This window comes from Bradyrhizobium sp. USDA 3256 (genome assembly GCF_054058275.1).
The window spans coordinates 7,092,843-7,106,702 of record NZ_JBSSAE010000002.1; the positions used below are offsets into that span (position 1 = coordinate 7,092,843).

The following is a 13,860-nucleotide window of genomic DNA, read 5'->3' on the forward strand; positions in this document are numbered from 1 at the left end:
TTCGCAGCCGATGCAATTGCGATTTGTCGGCTGCGGCGATGCATTCGGTTCCGGCGGCCGCTTCAACACCTGTTTCCACGTCAGCGGTGCACGCACCAATCTCCTGATCGATTGCGGCGCCTCGTCGCTGCCGGCGATGAAGCGGCTCGAGGTCGACCGCGACGCGATCGACCTGATCCTGATTACGCATTTCCACGGCGACCATTTTGCCGGCCTGCCGTTCTTCCTGCTCGACGCGCAGTTCTCCCGCCGCACCCGGCCGCTGGTGATTGCCGGGCCTCAAGGTATCGAAACGAAACTGCCTGCGGTGATGGAGGTGATGTTCGAGCATTCCTCCAAAACCAGGCAGCGCTTCGATCTGTCCGTCGTCACGCTGGCGCCGCGCGAAAGGCGCAGCTTTGGCGAGGTGGCCGTGACGCCCTATCCTGTCGTGCATGGCGAATCCGGCGGGCCGTTCCTGGCCTATCGCGTCGAGGCCGAGGGACGCATCATCAGCTACAGCGCCGATACCGAATGGACCGACGCGCTGATTCCGGCGGCGCAGGACGCCGACCTCTTCATCGCCGAAGCCTACATGTACGACAAGATGGTCAAGAACCATCTCAGCCTGAAGACACTGGAAGCGCATTTGCCGGCCATCAACGCCAAGCGCGTGGTGCTGACCCATATGAGCGACGACATGCTCGGCCGCGTCGACGATTTGCGCTACACGGCGGCAAGCGATGGCATGGTCGTGGTGTTCTGACCATGCACGCCTTGTCGGCTGCCCCTCCGCCATCGCATTGCTCCGAGAACAATTCCAGCATGGCCGCGCGACGGTTGACGCGATAGAAGCGAATATTCCTTGCAACTGTAGCCATGCACGCACCCATCCACCCGAAGATCACGACGCGCGAGGTGTTCGCCATCGCCGGCCCCGCGATGGTCGCCAACCTGACCACGCCGCTGATCGGCATCGTCTCGACCACCGCGATCGGTCGCCTCGACGATGCTGCGCTGCTCGGCGGCGTGGCGATGGCCTCGGTGATCTTCGACTGCCTGTTCTGGCTGTTCGCCTTCCTGCGCATGAGCACGCTGGCCTTCACCGCGCAGGCGCAGGGCGCCGGCGAGATCAAGGAATATGCCGCAATCCTGGTGCGCGGCTTCATCGTCGCCGGCCTGATCGGCGCGGCGCTGATCGCGCTGCAGGTGCCGCTCGCCGCCGTCACATTCCAGCTGATGGGCGGCAGCGAGGGCGTCACGCGCGCGGCCGAGAGCTATTTCATGATCCGGATCTGGTCGGCGCCGCTGGCGCTCGCCAATTACGTCATCCTGGGCTGGCTGGTCGGCCAGGCCCGCGCCAATCTGGCGCTGGCGCTGCAGATCGTGATCAACATCATCAACATGATCGCAACCGTGCTGCTGGTGCAGGTCTACGGCGCCGGCATCGCCGGTGCCGCGATCGCCGCGGTGCTTGCGGAGACCACGGGTTTTGCGGTCGGCATCGTCGTGGCGTGGCGGATCTCGCAAAATGGCTTCGCGGTTCCCGCGGCCACGCTGTTCGATCGCGCCAAGCTGATGCGCATGCTGGCCGTCAACCGCGACATCATGGTCCGCACCGCGGCGCTGATCGTCGTGTTCCTGTTTTTCACCGCCAAGGGCGCGCGCGAAGGCGACGTGACGCTGGCGGCGAATTCGGTGCTGAACAATTTCCTGCTGGTCAGCGCCTTCTTTCTCGACGGCCTCGCCAACGCCGCCCAGCAGCTGTGCGGCCGCGCATTCGGCGCGCGCGATGCACGCGGCTTTTCCGATTCGACCCGGCTGGTGCTGCTGTGGGGCATCGGCTTTGCGCTGATGGTGTCGGTGCTGTTCGCACTGTTCGGAGCGGCGCTGATCAATCTGATGACGACCAGCGACGACGTGCGCCGCTATGCGCGCGAGTTCCTGCCGTTCGTGATCCTGGCACCCCTGCCCGGCGTCTTCGCGTTCGGCTTCGACGGCATCTATGTCGGTGCTACCTGGGCGCGCGAGATGCGCAATCTGATGCTGGCCTCGCTTGCGATCTTCCTCGCCACCTGGTGGGCGCTCAGCTCGTTCGGCAACACCGGCCTGTGGATCGCGCTGCTCGGCTTCTACGTCGCACGCGGCGGCCTGCAGGGCCTGCGCTATCCGGCGCTGCTCAGGAAGACGTTCAAGACTGTGTAAGTCCGTAGCCCGGATGAAGCGAAGCGAAATCCGGGGACCTGTGCCGCGGCGAGACTGTCCCGGATTGCGCTGCGCTTCCGGGCTACGAAGTTCTCTTCCCCTTCCCCCTGAAAAGGGGGAAGGTCGGGATGGGGGTCAGCCACAGGCGACGCAGCTCATGGAGAGAGCTGATCCCTACCCGCTTTGCTCTGGCGAGCAAAGCGACCTCCCCTTTTCAAGGGGAGGTTGGGGCGCAGCCGGATTTCGCTTCATCCGGGCGACGGGCAACTACCTCACCGGCCAGTCCTCGGCGGTGATGGTCGCCGCGTCGGCGCCGACGATTTCCGACAGCGAATCCCGGCCGGTGCGCAGCAGGGTCGAGGACAGATCGCGCTTGATGTCGTCGACAAGGCCGAGGCCCTTGTAGACCAGCGAGGAGTAGAGCTGGATCAGGCTGGCCCCGGCGCGGATCTTGGTCAGTGCGGCGCCGCCGCTATCGATGCCGCCGACGCCGATCAGCGGAAACGCGCCTTCGACACGGACATAGGTCTCGGCCACCATCCGCGTCGACAGCCGGAACAGCGGACGGCCCGACAGGCCGCCCTGCTCCCTGGCGCGATTCTCCTCACGCAAGGTCGAGGGACGCGCCAGCGTGGTGTTGGCGACGATCATGCCGTCGACGCGCCGCGAGCGGGCGATGTGCACGACGTCGTCGAGCTCGGCAAGGCTGAGGTCCGGCGCGATCTTGAGCAGCACCGGCGAGTCGCCGGCGTTCTTGCGCACGCGCTCGCGGGTGTCGATGACCCGCGCCAGCAGATCGTCGAGCGCCGCCGATTGCTGCAGATTGCGCAGGCCCGGCGTGTTCGGCGAGGAGACGTTGACGGTGAAATAGCTCGCGACCGGCGCAAAGGTCTCGATCAGCTTCACATAATCGGCGGCGCGGTCGGGCGAATCCTTGTTGGCCCCGACATTGACCCCGACGATGCCGCCGGCGCTGGCGCGCGCGGCGAGCCGCCGCAGCACGGCCTCCGCACCATCATTGTTGAAGCCCATGCGGTTGATGACGGCCTCGTCGCGCTCCAGGCGAAACAGCCGCGGCCGCGGGTTGCCGGCTTGCGGCTTCGGCGTCACCGAGCCGATCTCGACAAAGCCGAAGCCCAGCCGCAGCAGCGCGTCGGGCGCCTCCGCGCTCTTGTCGAAGCCCGCCGCCATGCCGATCGGGTTTGGAAAGTTGAGTCCGAAGGCGCGCACCGCGAGCTTGGGGTCGTCCGGCCGCTGCCGGATCGGCGGCAGCAGCTTCAGGCCCTGGATCGCCATGCGATGGGCATCCTCGGGATCGAACCAGCGCAGCAGCGGCAGCGAGAAGGCGTCGAAGGCACGGATCACGGCTTGAGCTCCGGAACGTCGTGGCCACCGTCGGAGCGCGCGCGCAGGTCGAGGATCTCGGTGACCGCGCCGAGGTCGAGCTCGCCATAGAGATGCGGGAACAGCTCGTCATTGCGGGACCGCTCCCAGCGCAGGGCATCGCCCAGCGCATCGGCATCGACCGCGACCAGGAACAGGCCGGTTTGCCCGTGGTAGTGCTTGCGCGCGGTCTCGGCCACCTGGGAGGCGGTGGAAAAATGGATGAAGCCGTCGCGTTTGTCGTCGGCACTGCCCCGGTACACGCCCTGCCGTTCGGCCTCGCGCCAGGCCGAAGCGGGGGTGATTTTGTAGATCATCGGCACGGGCCGGCCTTCCCTTTTGTCCTTGAGTCTCTTGGGGTTTTATCCGGATTTGAGGGGAAAATGCCCCAGACGCCATCTGGCGAGCGAGGGACCGTATCGGCGGCGGCGGCGCAACTCAAGCGGTGTCGGGACAGATCCGACGGCAGATTTGCGAAAATCGAAGTTTCAGGCAATAATTCCTACCATCCGGGATCTCCTCGATGGCCAAACAGCCCAAAGCCACCCGACCGCTGACCCACGCGCAGGTCTGGGCCGCGCTCGACCGGCTCGCCGAACGCGCCGGCCTGTCGCCGTCGGGCCTTGCCAAGCAGTCCGGACTCGACCCCACCACCTTCAACAAATCCAAGCGCGTGACCGGCGACGGGCGCGAGCGCTGGCCCTCGACCGAGTCGCTCTCCAAGGCGCTGGCGGCGAGCAATGCCAGCATGGAGACCTTCGTGCAGTTGCTCGGCGATGGCGCGCGCGGCGGACAGTCGGTGCCGCTGATCGGCTTCGCGCAGGCCGGGGCCGGCGGCTATTTCGACGACAGCGGCTTTCCCGCCGGCAAGGGCTGGGACGAAGTGGCGCTGCCGGCGACCACCGACGAACACGCCTATGCGCTGGAGATCGAGGGCGACTCGATGCAGCCGGCCTATCGCGAAGGTGACATCATCGTGGTGTCACCCGCGACCGCGATCCGCCGCGGCGACCGCGTGGTGGTGCGCACGACCGCCGGCGAGGTGATGGTGAAGGAATTGAGACGCCGCACCGCCAAGATGCTGGAACTCGCATCGCTCAATCCGGAGCACCCCGACCGCATGCTCGATGCCGAGGAAGTCGCGTGGATCGCGCGCGTCGTGTGGGCGAGCCAGTAGCGGTCATCGCGAGACGCCACAACAACGGTGTCGTCCCGGCCTAGTGCGCAATTGCGCACGGGAGCCGGGACCCATAACCACCGATGATTGTTACTGCTCCGCGCTGGAGCCCCAGCGCACTTCCACAACTCGAGCCTGTGGTTATGGGTCCCTGCTTTCGCAGGGACGACGGTGGAGTTTGACGCGAATTACGTCGCGTAGTCCGGCTCCTTGCGATCCAGCATCCGCTTCAGCGCATCGAAATGCCGCTGCGCCGGGGACGGGCCGTTGTAGAGATGGTCGTCGCGGAAATCGCGCTTGGTCTTCTCCACCACATGCTGCGGCAATTGCTTGAGCGGCTGCTGCGTCCACATCGCATAGATCTGCACCTGCGCGGCGCGCTCGATGTAATAGAGCCGGTCATACGCATCGGCGACCGTCTCGCCGACGGTCGAGATGCCATGATTGGCCATGAACAGGATGGTCTTGTTGCCGATCACCTTAGCGAGCCGTGCGCCTTCCTCGGGATCGAGCGCGGGGCCGGTGTAGAGATCGTCATAGGCAATCGCTTCCGACAGCCCGACCTCGGTCTGCCCGATCTCCTTGATCCGCGGATCCTCGAGCCGTGTCAGCGCGCTCGCATAGGGCATGTGGGTGTGAAACACGGCCTTGGCCTGCGGCAGCGCCTTGTGGATCGGCGCATGGATGCAATAGCAGGAGCGCTCGACCTCACCCTCGCCGCGCTTCACCTCGGCATCGTCGATGCCGACCTCCATGAAGGAGGATGCTGTCACCTCCGACCAGTGCATGCCGAACGGGATCTGGTAGTAGCGGTCGGTGCGGCCGGGCACCACCAAGGTGAGATGGTTGAAAATACCTTCCGAAAAGCCGTGGATGTAGGCGAGCCGATGCGCCGCCGCGAGATCGACCCGCGCCTGCCATTCCTCGGCGCTCGAACTGTCCTGCAGCGATGTCGGCGAAACCCTGAACTGCATGCGCATGCTCCCATCTGTGCCGGCCTCTCGGCGGAGGCCGTGCTGATTTTATGGATGCGACTGTAGCGCAATCCGGCGCCAGGCTCCGGTGAAATTGCCGATGGCCTGCTATCCGAATTTTGCGGGCTCGCCACCATTATGTGATGATGCGCTGCGAAGACGGCGGATCGGCGGCTTCGTTGGCTGCGGCGGAAAGCCACATGAGCGGCCTGACTTTCCAACCCAACGCAACACACTCCGCAAAGCCCAGAGTTACGCCATGACAGGACCATCCGACCGCAAGACCATCGCCATCGTCGGCCTCGGCAGCATCGGCGGTATCATCGCCGGCCTGCTGCGGGCGGTCGACAGGCATGACGTGATCGCCTGCGTCCGGCGCCCGCTCGATCGGCTCACGGTCGAGCGGGCGGAAGGCACGGTGGAGGTGCCGCTGCGCGCCCTCACCGATCCGGCGGAGGTGACGCCGGTCGACTGGGTGTTGTTGTCGACCAAGGCGCAGGACACGGAATCGAGCGCGCCCTGGCTGCAAAGGCTGTGCGGGCCGCGGACGCGCGTCGCGGTGCTGCAGAACGGCATCGGCCACGCCGAGCGGCTGGCGCCATTGGTCGGCGCCGCCACGGTCGTGCCGACCATCGTCTATTACAACGGCGAGCGGCTGGCGCCGGATCGCGTCCGTTTCCGCCGCGCCGGCGAGCATGAATTCGCGGTTGCCGATGACACGGACGGACGCGCGTTCGAAGCGCTGTTGGATGGGACGGCGATGCGCGTGCGGCACTCCGCCGATTTCACCACGCTGGCGTGGCGCAAGCTTCTGCTCAATGCGGTCGCCAATCCGATCACCGCGCTCACCTTGCAGCGGCAGGCGGTGTTCCGCCGCGCGGACGTCAAGGCGCTGTGCCACGCCATCCTCGAGGAGGCCGCGAATGTCGGCCGCGCCGACGGTGCCCAGCTCGCGCCCGACGAGGCCGAGCTGATGCTGGCGACGTTGTTGACCTATCCGCCAGACGCCGGCACCTCGATGTATTTCGATCGTGTCGCGGGACGCCCGTTCGAAGCCGATGCTCTCACCGGCGCGATCGTCGCGGCCGGCGAACGGCACGGCGTGCCGACGCCGCTCAACGGCCTGCTGCTGACGCTGTTGCGCGCCACCAGCGACGGCCTGCGCGACGCGGCGCAGGCCGAGCGGCGATGAGCGCCGCGATCCCTACGACGACCGCGCCAGCGCACCGTCGATCATGTTGACCGCGTTCTGCACGCCGTAGACCGCGACGAAGGAGCCGAAGCGCGGGCCCTTCTCCTGGCCGAGCAGCACCTGGTAGAGCATGTTGAACCAGTCGAGCGAGACGCCGGGACGGCCGTCCTTGCCCTTCTTGACCATGTCGAGAAACGGCTCGCGGCGGCCGATCTCATAGACCACGTTCTGGATGTCTTCCGCGCTCGCGTTCGCCGGCATGTTGGCGAGCGCATCGCGCAGATCCTGCAACGCCGCGCGCTCTCCGTCGGTCGGCTCGCGGAACTGCTTGGTCGGCGCCACGAAGTCGCGATAGTAGTTGATGGCGTAGCCGACCATCGCGTCGAGCTTCGGATGAGTCTGCGGCGTCACGCCCGGCCGGTAGCGGCCGATGAAACCCCACAGCGTCTCGGCATTCTCCGCGTTCGACGACGACACCAGCGTCAGCAGCAGCTGGAAGGTGACAGGCATGTCGGCCTGCGGCGGCTTGCTGGAATGGATGTGCCAGACCGGATTCTGCAGCTGCTGCCGCGCTTCCTGCCGCGTGAAGCCGTCGAGGAATTGCTGGTAGTCGTCGACATTGCGCGGGATGACGTCGAAATAGAGCCGCTTCGCCGCCTTGGGCTCGCGATACATGAACAGCGACAGCGACTCCGGCGAGGCGTAGCGCAGCCACTCGTCGATCGTCAGGCCGTTGCCCTTCGACTTCGAGATCTTCTGGCCCTTCTCGTCGAGGAACAGTTCGTAGTTGAAACCTTCCGGCGGCGTGCCGCCGAGCGCCGAGCAGATCTTGCCCGACAGCTTCACCGAGTCGATCAGGTCCTTGCCGGCCATTTCATAGTCGACGCCGAGGGCGTACCAGCGCATCGCCCAGTCCGGCTTCCATTGCAGCTTGCAGCGGCCGCCGGTGACAGGAACGGTGACGGTCTCCTTGCTATCGGGATCTTCATACGAGATCGTGCCGGCCTTGGCGTCGTGCGCCGTCACCGGCACGTAGAGCACGAGGCCGGTGCGCGGGCAGATCGGCAGGAACGGCGAGTAGCTCGCCGCACGCTCCTCGCGCAGCGACGGCAGCATGATCGCCATCACCTTCTCGATCCGCTCCAGCATGCGCAGCAGCGCGGCATCGAAGCGGCCGGAGGTGTAGTACTCGGTCGAGCTCGCGAACTCGTAATCGAAGCCGAACTGGTCGAGAAAGGCGCGCAGCCGCGCATTGTTGTGCTGGCCGAAGCTCGGATGGGTGCCGAACGGATCGGGCACCTTGGTCAGCGGCTTGCCGAGATGCTGCTCAAGCAGCTCCTTGTTCGGCACGTTGTCCGGCACCTTGCGCAGGCCGTCCATGTCGTCGGAGAAGGCGAGCAGTCGGGTCTTGATCTTGTCCTCGGTGAGCACGCGGAAGGCATGGCGCACCATCGTGGTGCGCGCGACTTCGCCGAACGTGCCGATATGCGGCAGGCCCGACGGGCCGTAGCCGGTCTCGAACAGCACCTCGTCCTTGGGATTTTTCTTCAGCCGCGCCACAATCGCTTTCGCCTGCTCGAACGGCCAGGCGTTGGATTGTTCGGCGAGCGCCCGCAGGTCGCTCGGGCTGGCAGAAGGATCAATCACGGACATTCCTCAGGTTCTCTCCAAAAAGGCCGCGAAAACTAACGCTTTCGCGGCAAAATGCAAAACGACGCTCCCTCGCCCCGCTCTTGCGGGGAGAGGGTTGGGGTGAGGGGCTCCATCCGCGTAACCGGCAAGAGAGGAATTCGCGGTGGGGGGTCCCCCTCACCCGGAATTCAAGCTGCGCTTGAATTCCGACCTCTCCCCGCAAGCGGGGAGAGGTGAAGAGCACAGCATCAGAACGGGCTGACCGAGAAATAGCGCAGCCACAGATCGGTGAAGCGGCCTTTTTCCCAGATCCGGAACAGCGCCCAGTTCAGCGACTGCCGGAGCAGGTCGTTGCCCTTGCGGACCGCGATGCCGACGCCCTCGCCGAAATAGCGGCTCTCGACAAAGGGGCCGCCGGCAAAGGCGCAGCATTCGGCGGAATCGGTGCCGTTGATCCAGAACGCGAGCGAGATCGCATCGCCAAAGATGAAGTCGACCTCGCCGCGGCGCAGCGCCGCGCGCAGCGCGTCGTTATCCGGATAGGAGTGGATCTCGGCGTCGGTGAACATCGCCTTGAGGTAGGCCTCGTGCGAGGTACCGGCGATGACGCCGACCTTCTTGCCCTCAAGGTATTCCGGGCGGATTTCCGGCATCGCGTTGTCACGGCGCGACACGAAGCGGGCCGGCGCGCGGTAATAGGGATCGGTGAAATCGACCTTGGCGCGCAGCTGCGGCGTCACCGCCATCGACGCGATGATGGCGTCGCCCCGGTTGGTCGCCAGGGCATCGATCAGGGTCTCGAAGCGGCGCATCTGGATGGTGCAGGTGACCTTGATCTCGTCGCAGAGCGAACGCGCGAGGTCGACGTTGAAACCGGCCGGATTGCCGTCGGGACCGGTGAAATTGAACGGCGGATAGTCGGTCTCAGTCAGGAAGCGGATCACGGTGAGGCGCGACAGGTCCGGGCGGTCCGGCCGGCGCCGCGGGTCCCAGAAACCCGGCACCGCCTGCGGCGCGGCCTCGGCGGCGGCCTTGGGCGACAGGGTCGGGGCCGGCTGGGCAGCGGGCGCCGAAGGTGTCGCGGGCGCCGCTTGTGCGGGGGCCGCCTTGGCCGCCGGCGGCTGCGCCGGAGGCGTCTGCCCGATCGCAGGACCTGCGAGGGCCAGCAAGGCAGCCGCGATCATGCCCGCGGCCAGGCGAAGCTGGCGCGAACGGACGGCAAAGGGCTGGACAGAGGGGTTTGGCATAACCGGCAATTTCAGGAAATTGAACGGCTTATAGCCGAATCAGCGCCTGAAGCGAGCGCCGATTGGGTTAATTCTGAACCGGAAATGGCGATCAGAGGTACCGTTTGAGATCGGCCGCCGCCTCTTCCGGCGTCCGTTTCAGATTGAACGGCGCGACGAAATGACCGTCGCGGTCCATCAGATAGATCAGCGCGGTGTGGTCCATCGTGTAGTCGCCATCCTTCAGCGGCACTTTCTTGGCGTAGACACGATAGCTCGACAGCACCTTGGCGATCGCGGCGGGATCGCCGGTCAGGCCCTTGAGGTGCGGATCGAAGCTCGACAGGTAATCCTTCATCGCGGTGGCGGTGTCGCGTTCCGGATCGACCGAGACGAAATAGGCGTTCACGCGATCGGCGTCCTTGCCCATCGCCTTCAGGACCTCCGAGATCTCGAACAGCGAGGTCGGGCAGATGTCCGGGCAATGGGTGAATCCGAAGAAAATCAGGGTCGGCTTGCCCTGAAGGTTCTTGTCGGTAATGGTCTGGCCGGACTGGTCGGTGAGCTGGAACGGCCCGCCGATCGCGGCCGGCGCGGCAACGGTGCGCAAGCCGCCGATCGCCCACAGCATGAGGAACAGGCCGACCGCCAGACTGCCCGCGAAGGCAGCGAAGATCACCAATGGGCGCGTGGTCCGGGGCATGATGCGAGAGCGTCCTTGTCAGAAGCAGGCGGAGATGCCGGCCGTGATCATTTCGAAAAACACCGCGGTCCCGTAGTGGAACCAGAGCGCGGCGGCGGCAAGCAGGGCCAATCCGCCGATACCGGCCGCGCCCCACAGGATCGCAAACGCCACCCGGGTCTGTGGAGCCGTTACGAGCTCGGATCGGGTGGAGATCGGCTGAATCATGAGCCTGAGATAAGCCCGGTTCCGGCAGGCAGCAAGCGCAATGGCGGCCGCAGGCCGTCAAATGATGGCGAGCTGTTCCGGCGCCTGCTCGTCCATAACCCGACGTAAGCCCAGGCCAATGGCCGACGAACGTCAAACAGAGAAGCAGCCGGAGCCTAGTGCGCGGGCTTCGGCGCCGAGGCCTGGGCGTTGAGGTAGCACGGCTTGTACAGCGCCTGCAGTTGCTTACCGCGCAGGAAGATCATGCGCCGGGTCAGGCCACCACGCTCCGAAATCCATCTGCGTACCGCCGGCGGATACATCAGGTACAGCATATGGGTGGCTTCGGGATTGGGGACGGGGCGGCCGTTGTCGCCGTAATCCCAGGCTGCATGGAAGCCGAGGCTGGCGTGCGAGGTCACACAAATCCGGTCGTGAGGAACCTTGCCGAGCACGATGGTGCAGGCCGAGGCACACAGCCCGTCGATGATGACCGTCTCGCCCGAAGTCCGCAGGTCCTGATACCTGTCGACATAGACGCCGATCTTGCCGCCGCGATCGTCGGCGATCCTGACTACAGCTTGAGACACCCCCATTCCCGCCAGCAGGAGAACCGCAGCGAGCAACCCCGTCATCAACTTCATTTTGGCCAGCCCCAGTCGAAACCGAATCTGTTTGGTCTGTGATGCAAGACAATCGTGAGCGTGTTGTGCGCGCGGATTTTTGTCCAGACGAGCGAAGCCGGTCAAAACAAATTCAAATTGGGTGTTGCGCGCACGCTGCAGTGAAAGTGGGGAAAGGTCCCAAACTGGAACAGCGCGGCGCACGTGCTTGGTGCTCCGCCGCCACAGGCAAGGTCCATTTGGCGTTGACCGCACGCAATGAGGCGGTCTTGAATCTCGGCGGGACGGGGGACCTAAACATGGCTGACGATGCAGATGTGATCGTGATTGGCGCGGGGCTTGCCGGTCTCGTGGCCGCAACCGAAGTCGCCGACGCAGGCAAGCGCGTCATCGTGCTCGACCAGGAAGGGGAACAAAGTATCGGCGGCCAGGCCTTCTGGTCGTTTGGCGGCCTGTTCCTGGTCGATTCGCCGGAGCAGCGCCGGCTCGGCATCAAGGATTCCGCGGACCTCGCGCTGCAGGACTGGATGGGCACCGCGGGTTTCGATCGCGAGGAGGATTACTGGCCGCGCAAATGGGCCGAGGCCTATGTCGCATTCGCGGCGGGCGAGAAACGCGACTGGCTGCGTGCGATGGGCCATCGCATCTTCCCGGTGGTCGGCTGGGCCGAGCGCGGCGGCTACGACGCGATGGGCCATGGCAATTCGGTGCCGCGCTTCCATGTCACCTGGGGCACCGGCCCCGGCATCGTCGAGCCGTTCGAGCGCCGCGCGCGCGAGGCGGCGAAAAGCGGACGGCTGGTGTTCAAGTTCCGCCACCGCGTCGATGCGCTCAGCGTCACCAGCGGTGTGGTCGACGGCGTCAGCGGCGTGATCCTGGAACCGACCTCGGTCGAGCGCGGCAAGAGTTCCTCGCGCAACGTCGTCGGCGATTTTTCCTTCCGTGCACCAGCCGTGATCGTCGCGTCCGGCGGCATCGGCGGCAATCATGATCTGGTGCGGCAGAACTGGCCAAAGCGGCTCGGCGAGCCGCCCAGATTCATGATCTCCGGCGTGCCCGAACATGTCGACGGCCGCATGATCGGCATCACCGAGGCGGCGGGCGGACGGCTGATCAACCGCGACCGCATGTGGCACTATGTCGAGGGCATCCGGAACTGGAACCCGATCTGGCCGCGTCACGGCATCCGGATCCTGCCGGGACCGTCGTCGCTGTGGTTCGACGCGACGGGCAAGCGGCTGCCGGCGCCGCTGTTCCCGGGCTCCGACACGCTCGGGCAACTGCACTACATCATGGGCACCGGCTACGATTATTCGTGGTTCATCCTGACCCAGAGCATCATCAAGAAGGAGTTCGCGCTGTCGGGCTCGGAGCAGAACCCCGACCTCACCGGCAAGAGCTGGCGCATGACGATCAAGCGCGCCACCAACAAGGGCGCGCCGGCGCCGGTGGAAGCGTTCAAGCAGCACGGCGCCGATTTCATCGTGCGCGACAATCTCGCCGAGCTCGTCGGCGCCATGAACAAGCTCGCAGGCAACGACCTGTTGCAGCTCGACGCCATCAAAACCCAGATCGAGGCGCGCGACCGCGAGATCACCAACCCCTACGTCAAGGATGCGCAGGTGATGAACCTGCACAACGCGCGGCGCTATATCGGCGACAAATTGATCCGTACCGCCAAGCCGCACCGCATCCTCGATCCCGAGCACGGCCCGCTGATTGCGGTGAAGCTCAACATCCTCACCCGCAAAACGCTCGGCGGCTTCGAGACCGATCTCGATTCGCGCGTATTCGGCAGGGATCACCAGATCATCCGCGGGCTCTACGCGGCCGGCGAAGCCGCCGGCTTCGGCGGCGGCGGCGTGCACGGCTACCGCTCGCTCGAAGGAACGTTCCTCGGCGGCTGCCTGTTCTCGGGGCGCAACGCAGGACGTGCGGCGGCGAAGGCGGTGAACTGACGCGTGCTACTCTGAGGTGCAGTCGAAAAGCCCGCCGGCGTGAACCAGCGGGCTTTTCTTGCTGAGCGGAAGTTCCCCAGGCCGTGTTGCGATCAGGCCGTCCTGGTGAAAAGCGTCAGAATGCCGTTGGTGAGATTGACCGCGACAACTTGTGCCGAGCTGAGGCCCTTCGCCTTCAGCGCGGATACCGCTTCTTCAGATGCGTCGATGGAACCGCGAAGGTTCCGCAGGTCGTCTTCGCTTGCCTTTGCGACGACAGCCTCGACCCTTGACCGGACCTCAGGCTTGAGATCCTTGACGTCCACGACCTGTATGCTCCGGATGGCATTGGGCTGGTCAGATTGAGCCTGCGGCAGCGCCTTCGGTTGCGTTCCCTGCACCTGCGCCCAGGCAGGTGTTCCAAGCGAGAGCGCCGCAACGATGACGGATGCCGTAGAGATGCGGATGTGCATGAGCATTCCTTTGTTGATTGCCCCCAACATCCCGCGAGAACGCGCTCTCCTTGCTTAAGGTTCCGGCCGGAAACCGGCTCTCTCGACCGGTGCAGCATGAACTTACGGGACCGTCGCCGGGGGCGTCGCCAAAATATCGAAAACAACCCCATGCAAAGTAGCCGGCAGTG

At 65.3% G+C, this 13,860-nt stretch carries 14 protein-coding genes; 5 read left to right on the top strand and 9 right to left on the bottom strand.

Going from position 1 to position 13,860, the window contains the following annotated elements; all coding sequences use genetic code 11:
• The first annotated feature begins 10 nt into the window (after window positions 1–10).
• Both ACVWY5_RS35470 and ACVWY5_RS35475 read left to right on the top strand, forming a co-directional pair.
• On the top strand, window positions 11–745 hold the full coding sequence (locus tag ACVWY5_RS35470) for an MBL fold metallo-hydrolase (RefSeq protein ID WP_028334594.1): 735 nt from the start codon (window positions 11–13) through the stop codon (window positions 743–745).
• Between the two features lie 113 nt (window positions 746–858).
• A complete protein-coding gene (locus tag ACVWY5_RS35475) occupies window positions 859–2,184 on the top strand; it encodes an MATE family efflux transporter (RefSeq protein ID WP_028334593.1) in 1,326 nt (441 codons plus the stop codon).
• Window positions 2,185–2,451: 267 nt separating this feature from the next.
• Here the strand turns inward: ACVWY5_RS35475 and ACVWY5_RS35480 are convergent, their stop codons facing one another.
• A complete protein-coding gene (locus ACVWY5_RS35480; RefSeq protein ID WP_028334592.1) occupies window positions 2,452–3,549 on the bottom strand; it encodes a quinone-dependent dihydroorotate dehydrogenase in 1,098 nt (365 codons plus the stop codon).
• The gene (locus ACVWY5_RS35485) at window positions 3,546–3,890 is read right to left on the bottom strand and encodes a DUF952 domain-containing protein (RefSeq protein ID WP_028334591.1); all 345 of its coding nucleotides are present in this window, start codon (window positions 3,888–3,890) and stop codon (window positions 3,546–3,548) included. The genes ACVWY5_RS35480 and ACVWY5_RS35485 overlap by 4 nt, the downstream gene beginning before the upstream one ends.
• A gap of 200 nt (window positions 3,891–4,090) precedes the next feature.
• Here ACVWY5_RS35485 and ACVWY5_RS35490 point away from each other — a divergent pair, with 200 nt between their 5' ends.
• Window positions 4,091–4,744: a S24 family peptidase gene (locus ACVWY5_RS35490; RefSeq protein ID WP_028334590.1), complete on the top strand. Its 654-nt coding sequence runs from the start codon at window positions 4,091–4,093 to the stop codon at window positions 4,742–4,744.
• A gap of 188 nt (window positions 4,745–4,932) precedes the next feature.
• On the opposite strand, the gene ACVWY5_RS35495 is transcribed toward ACVWY5_RS35490, so the two are convergent.
• A complete protein-coding gene (locus ACVWY5_RS35495; protein ID WP_225160951.1) occupies window positions 4,933–5,718 on the bottom strand; it encodes a class II aldolase/adducin family protein in 786 nt (261 codons plus the stop codon).
• A gap of 259 nt (window positions 5,719–5,977) precedes the next feature.
• Here ACVWY5_RS35495 and ACVWY5_RS35500 point away from each other — a divergent pair, with 259 nt between their 5' ends.
• Window positions 5,978–6,910, top strand: a complete 933-nt coding sequence (locus ACVWY5_RS35500) for a 2-dehydropantoate 2-reductase (protein ID WP_051376181.1) — start codon at window positions 5,978–5,980, stop codon at window positions 6,908–6,910.
• A gap of 12 nt (window positions 6,911–6,922) precedes the next feature.
• On the opposite strand, the gene ACVWY5_RS35505 is transcribed toward ACVWY5_RS35500, so the two are convergent.
• From ACVWY5_RS35505 to ACVWY5_RS35525, 5 genes are all read right to left on the bottom strand, one after another.
• Window positions 6,923–8,563 (bottom strand): lysine--tRNA ligase, encoded by a 1,641-nt coding sequence (locus ACVWY5_RS35505; RefSeq protein ID WP_028334588.1) that lies wholly within the window; start codon window positions 8,561–8,563, stop codon window positions 6,923–6,925.
• Window positions 8,564–8,790: 227 nt separating this feature from the next.
• The gene (locus ACVWY5_RS35510; RefSeq protein ID WP_028334587.1) at window positions 8,791–9,789 is read right to left on the bottom strand and encodes a transporter substrate-binding domain-containing protein; all 999 of its coding nucleotides are present in this window, start codon (window positions 9,787–9,789) and stop codon (window positions 8,791–8,793) included.
• 91 nt (window positions 9,790–9,880) lie between these two features.
• Entirely contained in the window at window positions 9,881–10,471 is a 591-nt protein-coding gene (locus ACVWY5_RS35515) for an SCO family protein (protein ID WP_026191944.1), read from the bottom strand.
• Between the two features lie 18 nt (window positions 10,472–10,489).
• Window positions 10,490–10,678, bottom strand: a complete 189-nt coding sequence (locus tag ACVWY5_RS35520; protein ID WP_038377541.1) for a hypothetical protein — start codon at window positions 10,676–10,678, stop codon at window positions 10,490–10,492.
• Window positions 10,679–10,833: 155 nt separating this feature from the next.
• Window positions 10,834–11,301: a hypothetical protein gene (locus ACVWY5_RS35525; protein WP_028334585.1), complete on the bottom strand. Its 468-nt coding sequence runs from the start codon at window positions 11,299–11,301 to the stop codon at window positions 10,834–10,836.
• Between the two features lie 278 nt (window positions 11,302–11,579).
• Between ACVWY5_RS35525 and ACVWY5_RS35530 the strand changes: the two genes are divergently transcribed.
• On the top strand, window positions 11,580–13,238 hold the full coding sequence (locus tag ACVWY5_RS35530; RefSeq protein WP_028334584.1) for an FAD-binding dehydrogenase: 1,659 nt from the start codon (window positions 11,580–11,582) through the stop codon (window positions 13,236–13,238).
• Window positions 13,239–13,330: 92 nt separating this feature from the next.
• Here the strand turns inward: ACVWY5_RS35530 and ACVWY5_RS35535 are convergent, their stop codons facing one another.
• The gene (locus ACVWY5_RS35535; RefSeq protein ID WP_028334583.1) at window positions 13,331–13,690 is read right to left on the bottom strand and encodes a hypothetical protein; all 360 of its coding nucleotides are present in this window, start codon (window positions 13,688–13,690) and stop codon (window positions 13,331–13,333) included.
• Between the last annotated feature and the right edge of the window lie 170 nt (window positions 13,691–13,860).

Excerpts from the sequence above, each read along its gene's own strand:
- ACVWY5_RS35470 (WP_028334594.1), top strand. The coding sequence starts at position 11 with ATGCAATTGCGATTTGTCGGCTGCGGCGATGCATTCGGTTCCGGCGGC.
- ACVWY5_RS35475 (WP_028334593.1), top strand. The coding sequence starts at position 859 with ATGCACGCACCCATCCACCCGAAGATCACGACGCGCGAGGTGTTCGCC.
- ACVWY5_RS35490 (WP_028334590.1), top strand. The coding sequence starts at position 4,091 with ATGGCCAAACAGCCCAAAGCCACCCGACCGCTGACCCACGCGCAGGTC.
- ACVWY5_RS35495 (WP_225160951.1), bottom strand. The coding sequence starts at position 5,718 with ATGCAGTTCAGGGTTTCGCCGACATCGCTGCAGGACAGTTCGAGCGCC.
- ACVWY5_RS35500 (WP_051376181.1), top strand. The coding sequence starts at position 5,978 with ATGACAGGACCATCCGACCGCAAGACCATCGCCATCGTCGGCCTCGGC.
- ACVWY5_RS35505 (WP_028334588.1), bottom strand. The coding sequence starts at position 8,563 with ATGTCCGTGATTGATCCTTCTGCCAGCCCGAGCGACCTGCGGGCGCTC.
- ACVWY5_RS35510 (WP_028334587.1), bottom strand. The coding sequence starts at position 9,789 with ATGCCAAACCCCTCTGTCCAGCCCTTTGCCGTCCGTTCGCGCCAGCTT.
- ACVWY5_RS35515 (WP_026191944.1), bottom strand. The coding sequence starts at position 10,471 with ATGCCCCGGACCACGCGCCCATTGGTGATCTTCGCTGCCTTCGCGGGC.
- ACVWY5_RS35520 (WP_038377541.1), bottom strand. The coding sequence starts at position 10,678 with ATGATTCAGCCGATCTCCACCCGATCCGAGCTCGTAACGGCTCCACAG.
- ACVWY5_RS35525 (WP_028334585.1), bottom strand. The coding sequence starts at position 11,301 with ATGAAGTTGATGACGGGGTTGCTCGCTGCGGTTCTCCTGCTGGCGGGA.
- ACVWY5_RS35530 (WP_028334584.1), top strand. The coding sequence starts at position 11,580 with ATGGCTGACGATGCAGATGTGATCGTGATTGGCGCGGGGCTTGCCGGT.
- ACVWY5_RS35535 (WP_028334583.1), bottom strand. The coding sequence starts at position 13,690 with ATGCACATCCGCATCTCTACGGCATCCGTCATCGTTGCGGCGCTCTCG.